The following is an 18,611-nucleotide window of genomic DNA, read 5'->3' on the forward strand; positions in this document are numbered from 1 at the left end:
GGTCCATCTCAACACGGGAAGTTATAGCGAAAACGGTACGGCCGGGCTTTATGGCGGCAGCGACAATTCCGACGTCACCTATACCACGCTCGGTATCAGGGCAGGGCACAGCTTCCGTTTCAGTCGGAGCGAGGCGAAGCTCCATGGCATGCTGGGCTGGCAACATGCCTTCGGTGACACGGCGTCATCGGCAACCCATGCCTTTGCCACATCCAGAGCCTTTACCGTCACCGGCGTACCGATTGCCGAAGACACAGCCCTTGTCGGAGCCGGGATCGATTTCGGCGTGACGCAAAATGCGACATTCGGCCTTGGCTATCAGGGGCGGTTTGGCAGCAGTGCGAAAGAAAACGTCTTTTCGGCAAATCTGAACGTAGCGTTCTAGGAGCTCCAGTCGAAAGTAAACTGATCGGATTGTCCGTCGGAACCACCCTTCTCAGGATGACAGGTCTTTTTGCGCGGAATGTCCAGCCCTTGACCGTCTCAAAGCGTTGCGCTTCAATTACGTAATACTGATATCAACCTGCCATATCATGACAAAGATCCATCTTGGCCCGATCAAATACATCAATCGCGATGACTTCGGTGCGTGGCATTGGCCCGCTTCCGGCACTTCTTGACCGGATGGAAGGACCACATGCTGCCGCGCAGCTTTTTGCCGAGGCGGGGTTGCCGATTGATGTTGCCGGCGAAGCTGAACGCATGGTGCCGCTCAATAACCTGATTATGCTTTACGAAGCGGCGGCCCGTATGACAGGCGATCCGCTTCTGGGGCTGAAGACAGGGCGGGCGATGATCGATGCCTATGGCACTTGGGTCGCCTATTCGCGCGCTGCGCCGACACTGCGTGGTTGCCTTCAGCGGGCAGCCAGAGCGATTGCCTATCACCAGACTGGCACTGCGCTGAGATTGTCGACCAGCGGATCGCGCGCGCAATTCACCTATCACATATTTGGTCTCCGTCCTGCTGAACGTCTTCAGCATCTGCAGCATACGATACCTGCCCTGCTCAGCTCGTTTCGCTGCTATGCGGGCCAGCATTGGAAACCGGACTGGATCGAGCTGGACGTTGCTTATGACCAGCGCATCGAAGCGATGGCAAGAGCATTGTCCGTACCGATCCGCAGCGGAAGCCATGCCATGGCGTTTGCTTTCCCGTCCAGGCTTCTGGAAAACCGGAGAAATGTGCGAAGCGAGCCTTTATCGCAGCCAGGATGGCGTGACTTGAAAACGATGGTGCAGGGACGGCCGCCGAATGCCTTCTCCGCGCTCGTTCGCGAAACAATTCATCTGGATCTTCTCACCGGGACAGCGCAGATCAACGGTGTGGCGGACCGTCTGGGGCTCGGGCCAAGAACCATTCAGCGACGGCTGAAGGCCGAATCCAGTTCGTACCGGCAGCTTGTGTCCGATGTGCGGATGGAACGTGCCAGGACCTTACTCGCGGGCTCTGAAATGTCCGTGACCGAGATCGCCTTTCGTCTTGGATACAGCGATTCAACGCATCTGACGCGCGCCTTTGCCCAAAGCCAGGGGATGTCGCCCATTGCGTTTCGCAGAGCAAACAAAGGCCTTTGATTTGAACCGAGCCGATATTCGCTGAATGTCTGCTTGCAGGCGACGAAGTCGATGACACGAGTGGCCGAAACGGGACAGGTATCGGGCGGTCCAGTTTGGAGGCCTATTGGAAACATGTTGACGTTCTTTGCGACCGGCCTTCATCGCACCTTTTGGTCGGTAATGGGCGCTGGAAGCACTTGTCCAGAGGTCAGGCATAACGCTGATCATGGAGCTGTATCTCTGACGTACGCTCAGGATATGGTCGCGAGCAACGAATACTAGACGCCAGTTCACCACACGTTTCGGCAGGCCAACATTTAGGTCAGGCCCTAGGTAATTAGTTTATTAAAATAATTTGACTCCGTATGAGGTCTGTGCTCTTGTCTGTCCATGCCGTACAGGGAGGAAAGTTATGGCTATCAAGCTCACGAGACGTTCGTTCATCGCTGCCACCGGAGCAAGTTCACTTGCTCTTGCCGTGCCCGCGCTCGCGCAATCGCGCGAGCTCATCATTATCTCGAACCGGAGCAACCCCAAGCAGCGGGAAGCTCTTGAAACGATTGCGGCTAATTTTGGCCGGGCCGCAGGCGTGAAGGTCGCCGTCAACAATATGGACCATGAGGCCCACAAGACCGCGATCCGAAATTATCTCGTCGCCAGTCCGCCGGACATCTGTTTCTGGTATTCGGGTGAACGGATGCGTTCTTTTGTCGAAAAAGGTCTGTTCGCAGATATCACCGATCTCGTCGAGCAAGAGGGATGGGCCAAGGTTGTCCCCTCAATGAGCGCTGTGACGGTAAAGGGCCGCCAGTATGGGCTGCCAACGGCCGGGATTTTATGGGGACTGTTCTATCGCCAGGATATGTTTGACGAAGCCGGGCTGACACCGCCAAAGACCTTTGACGACTTTTTCACGCTTGGCGAGAAGGCCAAGGCTGCGGGCATCGTTCCCGTTAGCATGGGCATCAAGAATATGTGGCCCGCCGGCGGTTGGTTCGATCATATGAACCTCAGGATCAACGGTCTGGAATTTCATCAGGCGCTGATGAATGGTGAAGTTGCCTATACGGATCAGAAAGTCGCAAATGTGATGTCCAAGTGGTCCGATCTCATCGACGCCGGTCTCTTTACACCGAATGCGACCTCTTATGCCTGGGAGCAAGCCGCATCGGCCATGGTTCAGAAGCGTGCTGCGATGCTGGATCTCGGCAGTTTTGTCAAACAGGTTACGCCTGCGGAAGATATCGACCAAATCCGCTTTCAGCTTTTCCCGACGATCGATCCATCCATCGGCCGTTATGAAGATTTCTCGGTCGATTCGATTCATATCCCGTCAGGCGCGCCGAACCCTGAGGTGGCAAGAGAATTCCTCACCTATTTCTATCAGCCGGATAATCTCGCGACCTACATCAAACCGGATGGCAATCCACCCGCGAGGATTGATGTCGACCTCAACGACGATCCGATCATCGCGATGGCAATCAACGAGATGAAAACCGTCGAAGGCACGTCGCAGTATTATGACCGCGATACCAATCCCGATGTCGCTCAGGCCGGAATGAAGGGCTTCCAGGAGTTTATGGTCTATCCTGATCGTGCCGACAGCATTCTTGGGCAGATCGAAAAGGCGCGCGAGCGTGCCTATGGCGCGCTCTGAAAGACCTCCCGGGGCGGCGGCCGATTACTCCTCCCGGTCGTCGCCCAACTCCCGTAAGGGTAATCAATGGAGACATGAATAACCATGATCGCTCGCAAGTCCTTGCAGCGGTGTACGCCCGCATTTCTTCTCGCTCCCGGCCTGATCCTGTTCTTTGTCGTTATCGTCTACTCGACGTTCAAGACGTTATGGATTTCGTTCTATCAATGGGATGGGTTTGGGGATCCGGCATTCATCGGCTTTCAAAATTACAGAGAACTCTGGCAGGATCCGCAGTTCTGGACGGCCTTGCGCAACAATGCGATCTGGCTGGTTGTCTTTCTGCTCGCCCCTCCGATCGGCCTTGCTATATCGCTTCTGGTCAACCAGAAGATTGCCGGTATGCGACTGGCGAAGTCGCTGTTCTTTATGCCGCTCGTGCTTTCGCTCGTTACCGTCGGCGTTATCTTCACCTGGTTTTACGATCCGACCTTTGGCATCCTTGCAAAGCTCTTCGGTCTGTTCGGGCTTCCAGCTCCCGCCTTGCTCTCAAGTGCACGCTATGTGACGCTCGCCATTGTTTTTGCCGGTTTGTGGCCACAGGTCGCTTTCTGCATGGTCTTGTTTCTGGCGGGGCTCAATAATCTCGATAGCGAAATCATTGGGGCCGGACGTGTCGACAATGCACGTGGGTGGCAGATGTTACGCCACATCATCCTGCCGCAACTCAAACAAGTCAGCTTCATCGCCGTAGCGATCTCGATGATCGGGGCTCTGCGTTCCTTTGACATCATTTCCGTCATGACGTCAGGCGGCCCTTTCGGCTCCTCAAGCGTCCTTGCCTACCAGATGTACGAGGAATCGCTATTTTCATACCGCTTCGGTTACGGCGCCGCGATCGCAACGGTTCTGTTCGCAATCATGCTCGTCTTTATCGTCTGGTACGTCGCCAGCCTTCTTCGAGCTGAAAACGGAGGCTGATGTCTATGTATCCGCGTCCCATCGCCGAGAACAACCGGTCGGCCCGCATGCTCTATATGACGGCGGTCTGGTTCGTTCTTTTTCTCTGGCTCCTGCCTATGCTGGCCATCATCGTGACGTCCTTCCGGACCTTTGATGACATTATGGCCGGCAATTACTGGGGCTGGCCAAGTGAATTCAACATCATAGACAACTACACGGCGGTCTTCACTCAGACTGATATGTTGACCTATTTTCGCAACAGCCTGATCATAACCGTTCCGTCTGTTGTTGCCGTGCTGATCCTGTCGACCATGACCGGCTTCGTGTTTTCACGCTACCCCTTCAGGGGAGCGACTCTCCTGTTCGCCATTTTCATCGGCGGCAACTTTATGCCGCACCAGATCTTCATGATCCCGGTACGTGACCTGATGGTCGCCCTGGGGCTCTATGACACATTCGGTGCACTTATCATCTTTCATGTTGCCTTCCAGCTTGGCTTTGCAACGCTGTTCATGCGCAACTTCATTGCTGCTTTGCCCGGTGAACTGTTTCAGGCCGCCCGAGCAGAAGGCGCCTCACCATTGCAAATCCTGGTCATCATTGTGGTGCCGCTCGTGCGCCCGGCGCTTGCAGCGCTCAGTATCCTGCTCTTTACCTTCATATGGAATGACTACTTCTGGGCAATCGTCCTTACCCAGACTGACGCAGTAAAGCCGGTAACCGCCGGGCTTGCCAATCTGCGTGGTGAGTGGGTCTCCTCATGGAACATCATTTCGGCTGCCACGCTGATCGTCGCAGTGCCACCGGTTCTGATGTTCTTCCTCATGCAAAAACACTTTGTCTCCGGCCTGACCATGGGCGCGGTCAAAGGCTGACAGCTGACAAGGAAAACGAAAATGTCGAATGTGAAGTTGGCTGACATCAACAAGAATTACGGCAGCTTTCATGCGCTGAAAAACATCAATCTCGATATCGCACCAGGTGAATTCGTTGTCATGGTCGGGCCCTCCGGCTGCGGAAAATCGACGTTGCTAAAGACAATCGCCGGCCTTGAGGACGTCGCCTCCGGCCTAATCGAGATCGCAGGGAAAGATGTCACACATGAGGAACCCGGTGATCGGGGCATCGCGATGGTGTTTCAGTCCTATGCCCTTTATCCGCATATGACCGTGCGGGACAATATGGGCTTTGGCCTGCGGATCATGAAACGGCCCGCCGCCGAGATCGAGGCAGCGGTCGGAAAAGCCGCAAAAATCCTGCGCATCGAAAACCTGCTCGACAAGAAGCCGGCGCAGCTTTCCGGAGGCCAGCGGCAGCGAGTGGCCATCGGACGGGCAATCACCCGCCAACCGCATGTCTTCCTCTTTGACGAGCCTCTCTCCAATCTCGACGCCGCGCTCAGAACCCAGATGCGGGTTGAACTCGCATCGCTTCACAAAGCACTTGATGCCACGATGATCTACGTGACCCATGACCAGGTCGAAGCGATGACAATGGCTGACAGGATTGTCGTCTTGCATGCCGGTGAGATTGAACAGGTCGGGGCCCCGTTGCAGCTCTACAACAACCCCTGCAATCGCTTTGTCGCCTCGTTTCTCGGGTCTCCGCGCATGAATTTCTTTGAGGGGAGGGTTGAAACTGTAACCTCCGCGACTGCACGCGTTCACCTTGCTGGACTGGGCTCTGTTACCTTCAACAACATAAGCGAGAAACATGGTTTGAAAACCGGTGAGCAGATCACGGTTGGGGTGCGGCCCGAACACTTCATCCTCGCCTCTGATATGCCGGTGATGGCACGTGGCAGGCTCCGCCTTTCGGAAGAGCTCGGCCGTGAAACCGTTCTCTACGTAGCTGCTGGCGCGCTCAAAGCCATTGGTTCCGACACAGGCACTAGCGATGTCACGCTGCTAACCAATCTTCCGGTTGCGCTTGAAGACGACATGATCGACTTCGGTTTTTCGCCGGAGGACGCCTACCTCTTCGGCCCTGACGGCAAAACCATCACAATCGAGAAACCACTCCGGCATGAGCACGCCAGGCGTGCGAAAGGGTGACCATGAAAAAGACTGCAAAATCCGCACCGCTTTCTGTCTGGCGGCCTGTCAATATCGACCAGTTCATCCTTGGCGTGCCACATTACCCCGAGCATGTTAGCCGTGACCTCTGGGAAAACGATGCAAAGCGCATGGCAGAGGCTGGCTTTAACACCGTTCGCATGGGGGAATTTGCCTGGCACATTTGGGAGCCTTACCAGGGGCATTTCGATTTTTCGTTATTTGATGACGCAATCGCGGTTTTGGGACGCTATGGCATCAAAACCATTCTTTGCACACCAACCGCGACACCACCGCGATGGTTGACGGTTGCGCATCCGGAGGTTCTACGTGCCGACGAACAGGGACGGCGTGCCATTCACGGTTCGCGCCAGCATGCCGATACGACCAGCCCGGTTCTACGCGATCATTCGCGGCGGATCACCAGGGCGATGGCAGAACACTATCAGGACGATCCTAACGTTATCGGCTGGCAGACAGACAATGAGCTGAATACCACGACTTCAATCAGCTTTTCGGAAAGTTGCGCCATTGAATTTCGCAAATGGTGCCATCTAAGATATGGCGACATTGCCGCACTTAATACGGCCTGGGGCGGTGATTTCTGGGCGACCCATTATGACAGTTTCGAGCAGATAGAATTGCCTTTGCCGATGGCGCCTGGATACGTCTCGCCTGGTCATCGCCAAGACTATCATCGGTTTCTCGCAGCTGCCACCGCGGCCTTTCAAAAAGACCAAATAGAGATCCTCCGGTCGATAAAAACTGGCTGGTTTATCTATCATAATCTCGGCCATCTCGATGACATTGATCTGCGCGGCAATTTCGGGGAAGATCTCGATTTTCTGGGCTATGATGTTTACCCGATGTTGCATGATGAAATGCAGCGCAACGGAGGCCATGCCTATACCCAGGCGCTGGCGCTTGACTGGTTCCGCGCATTTGGCGGCAACTTCATCGTGCCGGAACAGGCATCTGGTCTGGGCAGTCAGCCAACGTTCGCCACCATGACTCCAGAGCCCGGAGAAATGCGCCGCATGGCACTTACGTCCGTAGCGCGTGGGGCCGACGGTTTGATGTTTTTCCGCTGGCGCCCGGCGCATTTCGGCGCAGAGATTTACTGGATGGGCCTGATCGATCACGACAATGAGCCGCGCAGGCGTTTCGCAGAAGCCAAGCATTTCGCTGAAGATATCGAAGCGATCAAAACGGAATTGCTGGGTACACATGTCAGAATGGATGTTGGCATTGCCGCAGCTGATTTCGACAATCAGGAGAGCTACAAGACCTATCCCATGGGCCTACCCTCACCACGAGAGGATGGCATCCTGCTCCACAAGGTCTTGTATGAGCGCAATATCGCCGCTGGCTTCATCCACCCCTCGGACGATCTGAGCAAGCTTAAGGCGCTCTATGTCCCGCATTTCATGATGTGGAATGACGCATGGACCGAAAACCTCCGTCGGTTTGTGGAAAATGGCGGGCTTCTGATTGTCTCGGCGATGACCGGAACGAGGACGGTCGACAACCATATCCATGAGAAACTGGCACCAGGAAACGGTTTGTCTGAGCTTCTCGGTATCAAAGTCGAGGAATTCGGCCGGATGACGGGGCCTGGCGCGGATGGCCTGTTTGAACCGCCCGGACGGGCAGATGGCTTCGGCCCAGCCGCGACCGGTCGCGTTCCCGCCTGCTCAGCCGGGAGACGCTATAACTTGCGCTTCGGCAACAAAGAATATCAGGCTGGGCATCTCTATGAGCGACTCATGTTGGAGGATGACGTCGAAACGCTGGCTGAGTGGTCAACGCGTTTTCTGGCCGGTGAGCCCGTTTTGACAGCCCGTAAACTGGGGCAAGGTCAGGCAAGCTACCTTGGCACATATCTTACTGAAGCCCTCGCCGAGCGACTGGCTGACACCATATGCGAAGTGGCAGACGTCGCCCCGATCCTGTCCGTTGAGACCCCGGAGGTCGAGATTAGTGAGCGAAGCGGAGACGACGGAAGGAAAATGATATTCGTGATTAATACCGGTAGCGAAAAGGTCAAGATCGAGCTCGACGGCACGTATTCAGATCGCCTTACGGACCGGCATATCCGCGGAACGTTGGAGCTTGAGGGCTATGGTGCGGCTATCCTATCTCCAGGAAATGAGCTATGAGCCTTCATTTGGCATATCAGGCGATCACGGCCACAGGCCGCCATAGCGAAACAGATGATTGGCGCCGAATTGATGAACCGAAATCATAGTCAGAAAATCGACCAGAAGACGGGCAGAGCGATAAATCGCCAGATGATCCTCAATCTGATCCGTCGAAACGAAGAGATGAGCCGTTCGGACCTCACCGTAAGCACCGGCCTTTCAGCAGCCGTCGTCGGCTTTGTCGTCAAAGATCTACTCGAAGAAGGCTATCTCGTGGAACATGCGCCGCGAGATAGCTCGCTCGGTCGGCGCCCTGTACCATTGAGGTTGAACCGTGAGGGCCACCTCGCCATCGGCCTTAAGCTGGGCCGTGATCGCCTTGATTGTGTGCTGACGGATCTCGCGATGGAACCGCTTGAGCAGCGAAGTGTGCCTCTGAACGACTATGACCCCAAGGCCGTGGTCGGTTGCGCCCGCCAGGCAGTCAATGAGGTCTTGCGTTCTCGCAACGAGCCAAATCGGCCTATTCTTGGGGCCGGCTGGACAATGCCGGCACATCTCGACACACGTACTGGCTCCTGTCTGCGCAGCTTTCGCTTCGGCTGGGAGAATGTTCCTATCGGGACGATGCTCAGCAAAGCGCTGGAGATGCCTGTATTCGTTGAGGACGATACGCTTGCCTATGCGCAGGCGCACCACCTTTTCGGCCTGGGCATGCAGCAGCAATCCTTTGGCGTTTTTGCCATTGGCGAAGGCCTGTTCTTTGCCTCAGTCATCAACGACCAGGTCTGGCGTGGACAAATTGGCAATGCCGGCAAGGTTGGCCATATCATGCACCAAGAAGGTGGGCGTCTTTGCGAGTGTGGCAGACATGGTTGCCTGCAGGCCTACTATTCGGTGACCGCGATGCAAGAACGTTGGCAAGAGCGCGGCAATCCTACTGATCTTGCCACGGCTGTGATCGCGCAAGACCCGGCCGCGCTGGAGCTCGTTCGTGATGCCGGAGCGACGATTGGCCGTCACCTCGCACAATGGAACACGCTGATCGACCACGAAATGATCATTTTCGGCGGTGAGAGCACATCATTCGGCGATGCATTTATGGGGCCCATGCGGGAAGCCTTCGATCACTATTACTACCGCGAAAAAGCTCCGTCGATCATAACGGATGAGACAGGATACTACTGGACCGCCGGAGCCGCCGCCGTCGTCGTACAACACGTATTTGACGGCCCCCATGTAAATTAGTTCCGGCTCAACGCCACAGGCCAGCGCCGAATCCGAGGAGATCAAGCGGCTTAGGAAAGAGTTGGTTCGCGTCACCGAGGAGCGCGATATCCTAAAATAGCGGCCGCGTACTTCGCCAGGGATGCAAAGTGAAGTACGCCTCTATTGTCCTGCATCGCCTGCAATTCTGGCAATTCCATCCCGTATGTAGTGCTTTTGGTCACCACGGAGAAATGGTACATCAAGGAATTCCAGCCAGTCCTCTCCGGCCATCATGGTACGTTGCTTAGCGGATTCGGCCATCGACAATGACGTGGCTCAGATTTTGTGAGCAGCGTTCTATGCGTGCTTCGACCTTGTAGATGAGGCGCAACATCTCTGTCGTGACAACCTCGCTGACGGCGCCGCAGGCATGCAGCCTGCCTTTGGCAATGATCAGGGCCTTGTCGGCGAAATGCAGCGCCTGATTGAGATCGTGAATGGCGATCATCACCAGCATGCCCCGGGCCTTCGCCTCCGCTTTCACCAGATCCAGCACCTCGACCTGACGGTGAAGATCCAGCGCGCTGGTCGGCTCGTCCATCAGCAGGACATCGGGCTCACGTGCCAGTGTCTGGGCAATGGAAACAAGCTGGCGCTGGCCGCCACTGAGTGCGGAAAGCTCGCGAAAGGCGAGATCGGCAATGCCGAGTGACGCCATGACCGCATCGATCAATTGAAGGTCGTCGTCATGAACAGCCCAGCCATGGCCCTGTTTGCGGGCGAGCAGGATGGATTCATAGACCGTCAGGACGGCATTGGCGCTGATATCCTGCGGCATATAGCCGATGGCGCGTTTTCCCTTGTCCGAGCCGTCGAGGTGAACGGTGCCGGGGCCGTGAAGAAGTCCGGCGATGCGGCGGAACAGCGTCGACTTGCCGGCCGCGTTGGGGCCGATGACGGCGACGACTTCACCGCCCCGCAGCCGTGGGGTCGTGATACCGGAAACCGCCAGGCGATGGCCGTAGCGGGCCCCGACACCCTCAAGTCTGAGTTCTACCATGTTCGCCTCAGATTGGTCAGGATGAGCGAGAAGAAGAACGGCACACCGACCAGTGCCGTGATGATGCCGATGGGGATGACCACGCCGGGCACGATCATCTTGGCAAGAATGGAGGTGAGCGAAAGCAGCAGGGCACCGGTGAGGATGGAGCCCGGCAGGAAGAACCGCTGATCCTCACCAAGGATCATGCGGGCAATATGCGGTCCGACCAGGCCGATGAAGCCGATCGTGCCGACGAAGCTGACCGGAACGGCCGCCAGAACGGCAATGATCAGCATGCTTTCAAGCCGGATCCGGCGCACATTGACCCCAAAGCTTGCCGCCTTGTCCTCGCCGAGACGAATGGCCGTCAGCGCCCATGCGTTGCGGGCAAACAGCGGAACCGAGATGACAAGCACCGCCAGCGTCATCCAGATTTTCGGCCAGGTCGCCTTGGTCAGGCTGCCCATGGTCCAGAAGACCACGGAGGACAGCGCCTGTTCGGAGGCCAGATACTGCACGAAGGCAAGCAATGCGTTGAAGGTGAACACCAGCGCGATGCCAAGCAGCACGATGGTCTGCACGGTGACACCGCGCATCTGCGAAATGAAGTGGATGAACAGCGTTGCCAGAAGCGCCATCACAAAGGCATTGACCGGAACCATGAAGGCTTCAGCGACCGGAAGCAGCGGAATGGCAATGACGATTGCCAGAGCGGCGCCGAAGCTGGCCGCGGCCGAGATGCCGAGCGTGAACGGGCTCGCCAGCGGATTGGCGAGAATTGTCTGCATTTGTGCGCCTGCCGCCGACAATGCGGCGCCGACAACGATGGCCATGAGCGCCACAGGCATGCGGATTTCCCAGACGACAACCCGGACCTGATCCGAAACGGATGATGGCTCAAAGAGCGCACGCACCACCTGGTCAAGACTGTAGGATGCCGGCCCCACTGCAAGGTCGACAGCAAAGGACAGGCAGAGCGCACAGAAAAGCGCCAGCAGCACCAGGGTCTTGCGGCGCGCGAGAGCGCGATATTGATCGCGCCCCCTTTCACCGGCGTCTGCGATAGCCTCAGCAGCAGACATCATCAATCCTTGCCGTCGAGCGAAACCCAGTAGCCCGGCGCGTAGGGAATGGGCAGGAAGGTTTCACTGAATTCGCGGAATGTCGCGTCCGGATCGAGATCGGCAAAGAGATCCGGGTGGAACCACTTGGCCAGTCGCTGCACGGCAACGAACTGGTAGGGGCTGGTGTAGAACTGGTGCCAGATGGCGTGGACATTGTTGTCCGCCACAGCGGTCGTTCCGGTAAAGGCGGGGGCCTGCATCAGCTTGGCCAAGGCTGCGCGGCTGTCATCGGCAACCGCTGCGGCACCCGGGCCGACATTCACAAAGCCGGAGATCCCTTCATTATGTCCCCAGTTTGCGCCCGTGGCGACGACGACATCGGGATTGGAGGCAATCACCTGTTCGGGGTTGATCGTGCCGGTATAGCCCGGAAGGAAGTCAGAGCCGATATTGTGACCGCCGGCAAGCTTGACCATCAGCCCGAAATTATCCGACCCGAATGTGCCGCAGCAATCGGAATAGCCGGCGGCCCGGTACATGAAGACCTTGGGCTCTTCGGGTTGCGCCGTCTCAAGCACATCTGTAACCCGCGCCATCTGCTGGTCCCAGTAAGCCGCGACCTGGTCAGCGCGTTCAACATTACCGAACATCTGGCCCAGAATATGCAGGCTCGGCTCGGTGTTTTCGAGAATATGTTCCCTGAAGTCGATATAGACGAGTTTCACACCCACGGCGTTGAGCATGTCTTCAAGCCCGACTTCATCGGCTGCCTGCTTGTCTCCGATCGGCAGAAGCACGGCGTCGGGCTTCAGATCAACCAGGGTTTCGGTCTGAAGCGTGCCGTCGGTCAGGCGGCCGAGCATCGGCAGGTCCTTGACCTCGGGAAACCGCGCTGCGTAGGCATCGTAGGCATCAGCATCGTTCTTCCACAGGTCATTGCGCCAGGCCACGACCTTGGCGAAGGGGTCGTCCGTCTCGATCGTCGCCAGGGCGTAGATCATCCGCCCTTCGCCCAGAATGACATGCTCAACCGGCTTGTCGAAGCTCACCGCGCGGCCAGCCACATCCGTGACCGTGAACGGGTCGGCCAGCACCGGGCCTGTCATGGCGGCCAGCAGCAATGCTGAGGCGGCAAAAAGCGTGTGAATTTTCATTGGCGTCCTGCTCCAAGTTTGATACAGAAGCGCTCTTATAAAACATGATTAATTGAATCAACTTATATCTTTTAGAGTGATTCCAAACAGTTAGCAGTGGAGCAGGGACAAGCAAGTGGACGCGGCGAAGCCAAACTATTCCATTCGCGATGAAATTCGCGACTTCTGGTCAAAACGTGCGGCAACGTTCGACGACAGTGTCGGGCACGAGATTTTTTCAGATGCGGAGCGCAAAGGCTGGCATCGGTTGATTGCGAAACATCTCGGCCGCGGTGATGGGCGTCGGGCGCTGGACCTCGCCTGCGGAACCGCCGTCATCTCGCATCTGCTTCATGATCTTGACTTTGCCGTCACCGGTGCCGACTGGTCCGAGGCGATGCTGGAACGGGCGCGCAGCAAGGCGAAAATGCGGGGGGCCGATATTCGCTTCATCATGCGGGATGCGGAGAATACCATGGAGCCGCGTGAAAGCTATGACGTCATCACCAATCGACATCTCGTGTGGACGCTGGTTGATCCGCAAGCCTGTTTCGCCGAATGGTTCGCGCTGCTGAAGCCAGGCGGCAAGCTGCTCATCGTTGACGGCAATATGGGGCACAAGAGCTGGGCAAGCCGTCTGCACCAGTTCTGTGACCGTCTGCTAGGCCGGCCGGGCGACAATCGGGGTACACATCTGTCACCGGACTTGGCGGAGCGCCACAAGCGCATCCGCGAGAATGTCCATTTCAGCGACGCCATGCCGGCCGAAGCCGTGGTCGCCCTGCTTCTGGAAGCGGGTTTCGCCGATCCCGTCATTGACCGGTCCATGGGCCGCATTCACCTCGCCCAGGCCCGCAAGATGCCGTTCTGGAAAGCGCTGGAGCGAATGACCCAGGACCGTTTTGCGATTTGTGTCACCAGGCCCGGATGACCTTGTCAGGTCAATGGCTGGTCGCGATTGCTGACATGCCGGCACGGGAAGATGGACCGGATGGCTGACGGGGATCGCCGCTATCAGGCGCCCCAGGTCGCGCCGAGAACGCGGATCCAGTTTTCATGCGTGACCTTGGCAATGGCTGCGTCATCATAGCCGCGGGCCTTCAGGCGATCGACGATCAGACGCACACCGCGGCAATCCTTCAGCGCTGTGGCAATCGTGGTGCCGTCGAAATCCGAGCCGAGGGCGATGTGATCAATGCCGATCCGGTTGGCGACATAATCGATATGGTCGATCAGCGGCTCGACGCCGATCGCGGGATCCTTGATGCCATCCTTGTTGAGGAAGAGAACGCCGAAATTAATGCCGATCAGCCCGTTGGTCTCGCCGATCGCATCAAGCTGGCGGTCGGTGGCATTGCGCGAGTGCTGGCACAGCGCCTGAACATTGGAGTGGGACGCAACCAGCGGCGCGTCGGAAATCGCCGCGATGTCCCAGAAACCCTTTTCGTTCATATGCGACAGGTCGATCATGATCTTCAGGTCATTGCAGGCGCGGATCAGCGCCTTGCCGGTATCGGTGAGGCCCGGGCCGATATCGGGGCTTGAGGGAAAGCGGAAGGGCACACCGAAGGCGAAGATGTTGGGACGGCTCCAGACCGGGCCAAGCGTGCGCAGCCCCGCCTGATGCAGAACGTAGAGCGCATCGAGGTCTGCGCCGATCGCTTCAGCCCCTTCGATATGGAAAACCGCGGCAAAGGAGCCCTTAGCAATCGCATTGCGGATATCGGCTGCCGTGCGACAGACAGTCACATCACCTGCCGATCGCCGCTCGATCTCGAACAGCAACCGCGCCATGGCCATGGTTTCGTTCAGGGCATCAGGCTGGGCGGGCGTCGGCATGTTGCCGTCGGCGTCTTTCTCATAGCTTGGCGAGGGAACATAGAGCGCGCAGAGCCCGCCGGCAAATCCGCCTTCTCGGGCGCGCGGCAGATCGATATGCCCTTCATTCTCCCCATCCAGAAAGGCTTTTGCCGGATCGGCCTTGCCGGAGCGGCGCAGGCGCAGAAGCACGTCATTATGCCCGTCGAAAACAGGCGTGTCGGAAAAGGGAGGCATGAATGTTGTCCTGAAAATCGTGTCGGGAGGGCCGGGAATGCTGAGCCCGAAGAGGATGTCCCTTTATGAGCCCCGCTTTGGTGGAGAACAAATGCAAAGCCTGCATAGGGCCTGCAAAAAACGGAATTGGTCAGTCCTGTCCTGCACTGATAACAGCATGCCTGGCCGTTTGCCAAAAAAATATGCAGCCCGCCTCGGCGGCGATGTTGGCACCGGCAATACAGGATTGAAAGGGAACAAGACAGATGATTTCCAGACGACAACTCTTGATCGGCAGCGCCGTTGTGCCTGTTCTTTCTTATCTCGACCTTACCAAGGCATTCGCCGATACGCCGAAGGACATTCTGGTCGTCGCCCAGCAGCTCGACAACATCACCACCCTTGATCCGCATGCCAATTACGAGGCTCTGGCCGGTGAAGTCTGCACCAATCTCTATCAGAATCTGATTGTTCCCGATCCTGACGATCCGTCGAAGATCCAGCCGGTTCTGGCTGCAAGCTGGAGCGTTGATGACAGCGGCAAGGTGTTCACCTTCAAGCTGGCTGAGGCAAGCTTTGCATCGGGCAATCCGGTCACGGCCGAAGACGTCGCCTATTCGCTGCAGCGCGCCATCAAGATCAATGGCGGCGCCGCTTTCATCATCGGCCAGTTCGGCTTCACGCCTGACAATGTCGATCAGGCCATCGTTGCCGTCGATGACGAGACCGTCACCCTGACCACGGCCGAGCCGACCGCGATTTCCTTCCTGCTCTACTGCCTGTCGGCCAGCGTCGGCGCGATTGTCGAAAAGGCCGTCGTCGAAGCGCATGTCGATGGCGATGACATGGGCAAGACCTGGCTCAACAAGAACAGCGCCGGCTCCGGCCCCTTCGTGCTGCAGGCATGGAAGCCGAGCGAGACCATTGGCCTGACGGTAAACCCGCACGGTCCGTACAAGGGCAATCTCCAGCGCATCGTGCTGCGTCACGTCGCCGATCCGTCGTCGCAGCTTCTGATGCTGCAGAAGGGCGATGCCGATATTGCCCGCAACCTGACGACCGAACAGCTCAAGCAGGTTGAAGGCGTTGACGGCTTCAAAACCATCCGCCAGGAAATCGCATCACTGATGCTGATCTCGCTCAACCAGAACAATGAATATCTGGCAAAGCCGGAAGTCTGGCAGGCGGTCAAGTGGGCGCTGGATTATGACGGCATGCAGAAGAACATCGTGCCGATGACCTATGCGGTGCATCAGAGCTTCGAGCCCTCAGGCATTCCCGGCGCCGTCACCGAGACGCCGTTCCACAAGGATATCGACAAGGCCAAGGCGCTGATGGCCGAAGCCGGACTTGCCGATGGTTTCGAGATCACCCTCGATCACTATTCGAACCAGCCCTATCCGGATATCGCTCAGGCGGTTCAGGCGAGCCTTGCCGAGATCGGCATCAAGGTAAACCTGCTTGCCGGTGAGAACCGTCAGGTTCTGACCAAGATGCGTGCCCGCCAGCACGAAATGGCAATGTCGTCCTGGGGGACGGACTATTTCGATCCGAACTCGAATGCGGAAGTCTTCTGCATCAATGAAGACAATGCGGATGACGCCAAGGACCGGCCGTTCATCTGGCGTTCGCATTTCCAGAATGCCGATTTCGCAGAGCGCGCCAAGGCCGCGCGTGACGAGAAGGACCCGGCAAAGCGTCTGGAACTCTACGAAGCGCTGCAGAAGGACTACATGGATAACAGCCCCTTCGCCTTCATGTTCCAGAAGACCGATACGGCCGTATGCCGCACCGGTATTGACGGTTTCCGCCTTCAGGTCTTCTCCTCTTCGAATAGCTACGAGGAGACCACCAAGTCGTGAAGGGTTTTCTGAAGGGCTTTTCCGGCACCCTGGGCAGCGTCCTCGTGACGCTGTTCGGGCTGACGGTCGTTACCTTCCTGATCGGCCGGGTCATGCCGGTCGATCCGGTCATTGCCGCCGTTGGCGACAACGCACCGCAATCCGTGGTCGAGCAAACCCGGATCGCCATGGGGCTGGATAAACCCCTTCCGGTGCAGTTCGCCGACTATATCTGGCAGCTGCTGCATGGTGATCTCGGCATGTCGATCCTGACCAAGAATCCGGTCACCTACGACATCGGCCATTATTTTCCGGCGACCTTCGAGCTGGCGACCTACGCCCTCATCCTGTCGATGATCATCGGCATTCCGCTCGGTGTCTGGGCCGCAGTGCGCCAGGGCTCCGTCACCGATCAGGTCATCCGCATTGTCTGCTTTGCCGGTCATTCCATTCCGGTCTTTCTGCTGGCGCTGATCTCGCTGATCGTTTTCTACAAGGCTCTGGGGCTCACCCCCGGACCGGGCCGGCAGGGCATCATCTATGATGGCATGGTTCCGGTTAAGACCGGTCTTCTGACGATCGATTCGCTGCTTGCCGGCGATACCGGTGCCTTCTGGGACGCCGTTGCCCATCTGACGCAGCCGGTCTGCATTCTTGCCTATTTCTCGATGGCCTATATCGCCCGTATGACGCGCGCTTTCATGATCGACGCGCTGAAGGGTGAATTCGTCATCACCGCCCGTGCCAAGGGGTTGCCGCTGCGCTCGGTCATCTGGTCGCATGCCTTTCCGACGGTCGCGGTGCAGCTGGTCACCGTGCTGGCGCTGACCTATGCCGGCCTGCTGGAAGGCGCTGTCGTCACCGAGACGGTGTTCGCCTGGCCCGGCCTCGGCCAGTATCTGACCACGGCGCTTCTGAATGCCGACATGAACCCGGTTGTGGGGGCGACGCTGCTCATCGGTGTCATCTATGTCGGGCTCAATCTTCTGGCCGATCTTCTCTACCGCCTGTTCGATCCACGGGTTCGCTGACATGTTTGCAAAACTTACCGACTGGCTGCTTGATGAAGCGCCGACGTCGCGACGACAGGCCAGCTGGGCCAACCGCTATCGTATCTGGCTGTCGCTGCGCCATAATACGCTCGGCATGATGGGCCTTGTCATCGTGCTGCTGTTCTTCTTCATGGCACTGGCCGCGCCGCTGCTGGCGACCCATGATCCGGCAGCGCAGAACCTTGATCTGCGCCTGTCGCCACCGTCTGCGGAATACTGGCTGGGCACCGATGAACTCGGTCGCGATATCTATTCGCGCATCATCTATGGCAGCCGTGTCACGCTTGGCATGGTGGTTTCGGTGGTCATCATTGTTGCCCCCATCGGGCTGGCGATCGGTGCGATTGCCGGCTATTTCGGCGGCATCGTCGACAAGGCGCTGATGCGGGTGACCGATGTGTTTCTCGCCTTTCCGCGTCTCATCCTGGCGCTTGCCTTTGTTGCGGCGCTGACACCGGGTGTCGAAAGCGCCATCCTTGCCATCGCGCTCACCGCCTGGCCGCCTTATGCGCGGCTGGCACGCGCCGATACGCTGACCGTGCGCAATTCGGACTTCATCGCTGCCTACCGGCTGACGGGCGCATCCAACTGGCGCATCGTCTTTCATCATGTCGCGCCGCTTTGCACGCCGAACATGATCGTGCGGGTGACGCTCGACATGAGCTCGATCATCATCACCGCGGCAAGCCTCGGCTTTCTCGGCATGGGCGCCCAGCCGCCATCGCCGGAATGGGGGGCGATGATTGCCACGGCCAAGCGCTTCATCTTCGATCAGTGGTGGGTCGCGGCGGCTCCCGGTGCTGCCATCTTCATCGTTTCGCTCGCCTTCAATTTCCTCGGCGATGCCCTCCATGACGTTCTCGATCCGAAGGGAGACTGATC

Annotated in this window: 16 protein-coding genes and 1 pseudogene; 13 read left to right on the plus strand and 4 right to left on the minus strand. The window is 57.7% G+C overall.

From position 1 onward, the window contains the following. The 9 genes and pseudogenes from HCK86_RS05730 to HCK86_RS05770 all read left to right on the plus strand — a co-directional run. Positions 1 to 385 (plus strand): autotransporter domain-containing protein (locus tag HCK86_RS05730; protein ID WP_176083519.1); only part of this gene is annotated, 385 nt, incomplete at its 5' end. A gap of 239 nt (positions 386 to 624) precedes the next feature. After that, on the plus strand, positions 625 to 1,578 hold the full coding sequence (locus HCK86_RS05735) for an AraC family transcriptional regulator (protein WP_281409589.1): 954 nt from the start codon (positions 625 to 627) through the stop codon (positions 1,576 to 1,578). Between the two features lie 337 nt (positions 1,579 to 1,915). Next, on the plus strand, positions 1,916 to 3,217 hold the full coding sequence (locus tag HCK86_RS05740; protein WP_348641042.1) for an extracellular solute-binding protein: 1,302 nt from the start codon (positions 1,916 to 1,918) through the stop codon (positions 3,215 to 3,217). An 84-nt stretch (positions 3,218 to 3,301) separates the two neighbouring features. Continuing rightward, positions 3,302 to 4,177 (plus strand): sugar ABC transporter permease, encoded by an 876-nt coding sequence (locus tag HCK86_RS05745; RefSeq protein WP_176083521.1) that lies wholly within the window; start codon positions 3,302 to 3,304, stop codon positions 4,175 to 4,177. Positions 4,178 to 4,182: 5 nt separating this feature from the next. Then, positions 4,183 to 5,034 (plus strand): carbohydrate ABC transporter permease, encoded by an 852-nt coding sequence (locus HCK86_RS05750; RefSeq protein WP_176083522.1) that lies wholly within the window; start codon positions 4,183 to 4,185, stop codon positions 5,032 to 5,034. A 21-nt stretch (positions 5,035 to 5,055) separates the two neighbouring features. After that, a complete protein-coding gene (gene ugpC / locus HCK86_RS05755; protein ID WP_176083523.1) occupies positions 5,056 to 6,213 on the plus strand; it encodes a sn-glycerol-3-phosphate ABC transporter ATP-binding protein UgpC in 1,158 nt (385 codons plus the stop codon). Positions 6,214 to 6,215: 2 nt separating this feature from the next. Further along, positions 6,216 to 8,372: a beta-galactosidase gene (locus HCK86_RS05760; protein WP_176083524.1), complete on the plus strand. Its 2,157-nt coding sequence runs from the start codon at positions 6,216 to 6,218 to the stop codon at positions 8,370 to 8,372. 54 nt (positions 8,373 to 8,426) lie between these two features. Beyond that, positions 8,427 to 9,602 carry an ROK family transcriptional regulator gene (locus HCK86_RS05765; protein ID WP_176083525.1) on the plus strand — a complete coding sequence of 392 codons (1,176 nt, stop codon included), beginning with the start codon at positions 8,427 to 8,429 and terminating at the stop codon, positions 9,600 to 9,602. Positions 9,603 to 9,630: 28 nt separating this feature from the next. Next, a pseudogene (locus HCK86_RS05770) lies at positions 9,631 to 9,769 on the plus strand (IS3 family transposase); the annotation flags it as partial. Between the two features lie 98 nt (positions 9,770 to 9,867). Here HCK86_RS05770 and HCK86_RS05775 read toward each other — a convergent pair. The 3 genes from HCK86_RS05775 to HCK86_RS05785 are packed head-to-tail and all read right to left on the minus strand — an operon-like array spanning position 9,868 to position 12,775. Next, positions 9,868 to 10,623 (minus strand): ABC transporter ATP-binding protein, encoded by a 756-nt coding sequence (locus HCK86_RS05775; protein WP_176083526.1) that lies wholly within the window; start codon positions 10,621 to 10,623, stop codon positions 9,868 to 9,870. Beyond that, positions 10,617 to 11,687 carry an iron ABC transporter permease gene (locus HCK86_RS05780; protein WP_176083527.1) on the minus strand — a complete coding sequence of 357 codons (1,071 nt, stop codon included), beginning with the start codon at positions 11,685 to 11,687 and terminating at the stop codon, positions 10,617 to 10,619. The genes HCK86_RS05775 and HCK86_RS05780 overlap by 7 nt, the downstream gene beginning before the upstream one ends. Positions 11,688 to 11,689: 2 nt before the next feature. Beyond that, positions 11,690 to 12,775 carry an ABC transporter substrate-binding protein gene (locus tag HCK86_RS05785; RefSeq protein WP_246739493.1) on the minus strand — a complete coding sequence of 362 codons (1,086 nt, stop codon included), beginning with the start codon at positions 12,773 to 12,775 and terminating at the stop codon, positions 11,690 to 11,692. A 163-nt stretch (positions 12,776 to 12,938) separates the two neighbouring features. Between HCK86_RS05785 and HCK86_RS05790 the strand changes: the two genes are divergently transcribed. Next, entirely contained in the window at positions 12,939 to 13,733 is a 795-nt protein-coding gene (locus tag HCK86_RS05790) for a class I SAM-dependent methyltransferase (RefSeq protein WP_176083529.1), read from the plus strand. A gap of 83 nt (positions 13,734 to 13,816) precedes the next feature. Here the strand turns inward: HCK86_RS05790 and HCK86_RS05795 are convergent, their stop codons facing one another. Next, the gene (locus tag HCK86_RS05795) at positions 13,817 to 14,857 is read right to left on the minus strand and encodes a dipeptidase (protein ID WP_176083530.1); all 1,041 of its coding nucleotides are present in this window, start codon (positions 14,855 to 14,857) and stop codon (positions 13,817 to 13,819) included. A gap of 245 nt (positions 14,858 to 15,102) precedes the next feature. On the opposite strand from HCK86_RS05795, the gene HCK86_RS05800 reads away from it, so the two are divergent. The 3 genes from HCK86_RS05800 to HCK86_RS05810 are packed head-to-tail and all read left to right on the plus strand — an operon-like array spanning position 15,103 to position 18,609. Further along, positions 15,103 to 16,698, plus strand: a complete 1,596-nt coding sequence (locus tag HCK86_RS05800) for an ABC transporter substrate-binding protein (RefSeq protein WP_176083531.1) — start codon at positions 15,103 to 15,105, stop codon at positions 16,696 to 16,698. Then, on the plus strand, positions 16,695 to 17,708 hold the full coding sequence (locus tag HCK86_RS05805) for an ABC transporter permease (RefSeq protein WP_235890837.1): 1,014 nt from the start codon (positions 16,695 to 16,697) through the stop codon (positions 17,706 to 17,708). Before HCK86_RS05800 ends, HCK86_RS05805 begins: the two co-directional genes overlap by 4 nt. Before the next feature lies 1 nt (position 17,709). Further along, a complete protein-coding gene (locus tag HCK86_RS05810; RefSeq protein ID WP_176083532.1) occupies positions 17,710 to 18,609 on the plus strand; it encodes an ABC transporter permease in 900 nt (299 codons plus the stop codon). Positions 18,610 to 18,611: the final 2 nt, after the last annotated feature.

Source organism: Martelella sp. HB161492 (genome assembly GCF_013184775.1).
Lineage (GTDB): Bacteria > Pseudomonadota > Alphaproteobacteria > Rhizobiales > Rhizobiaceae > Martelella.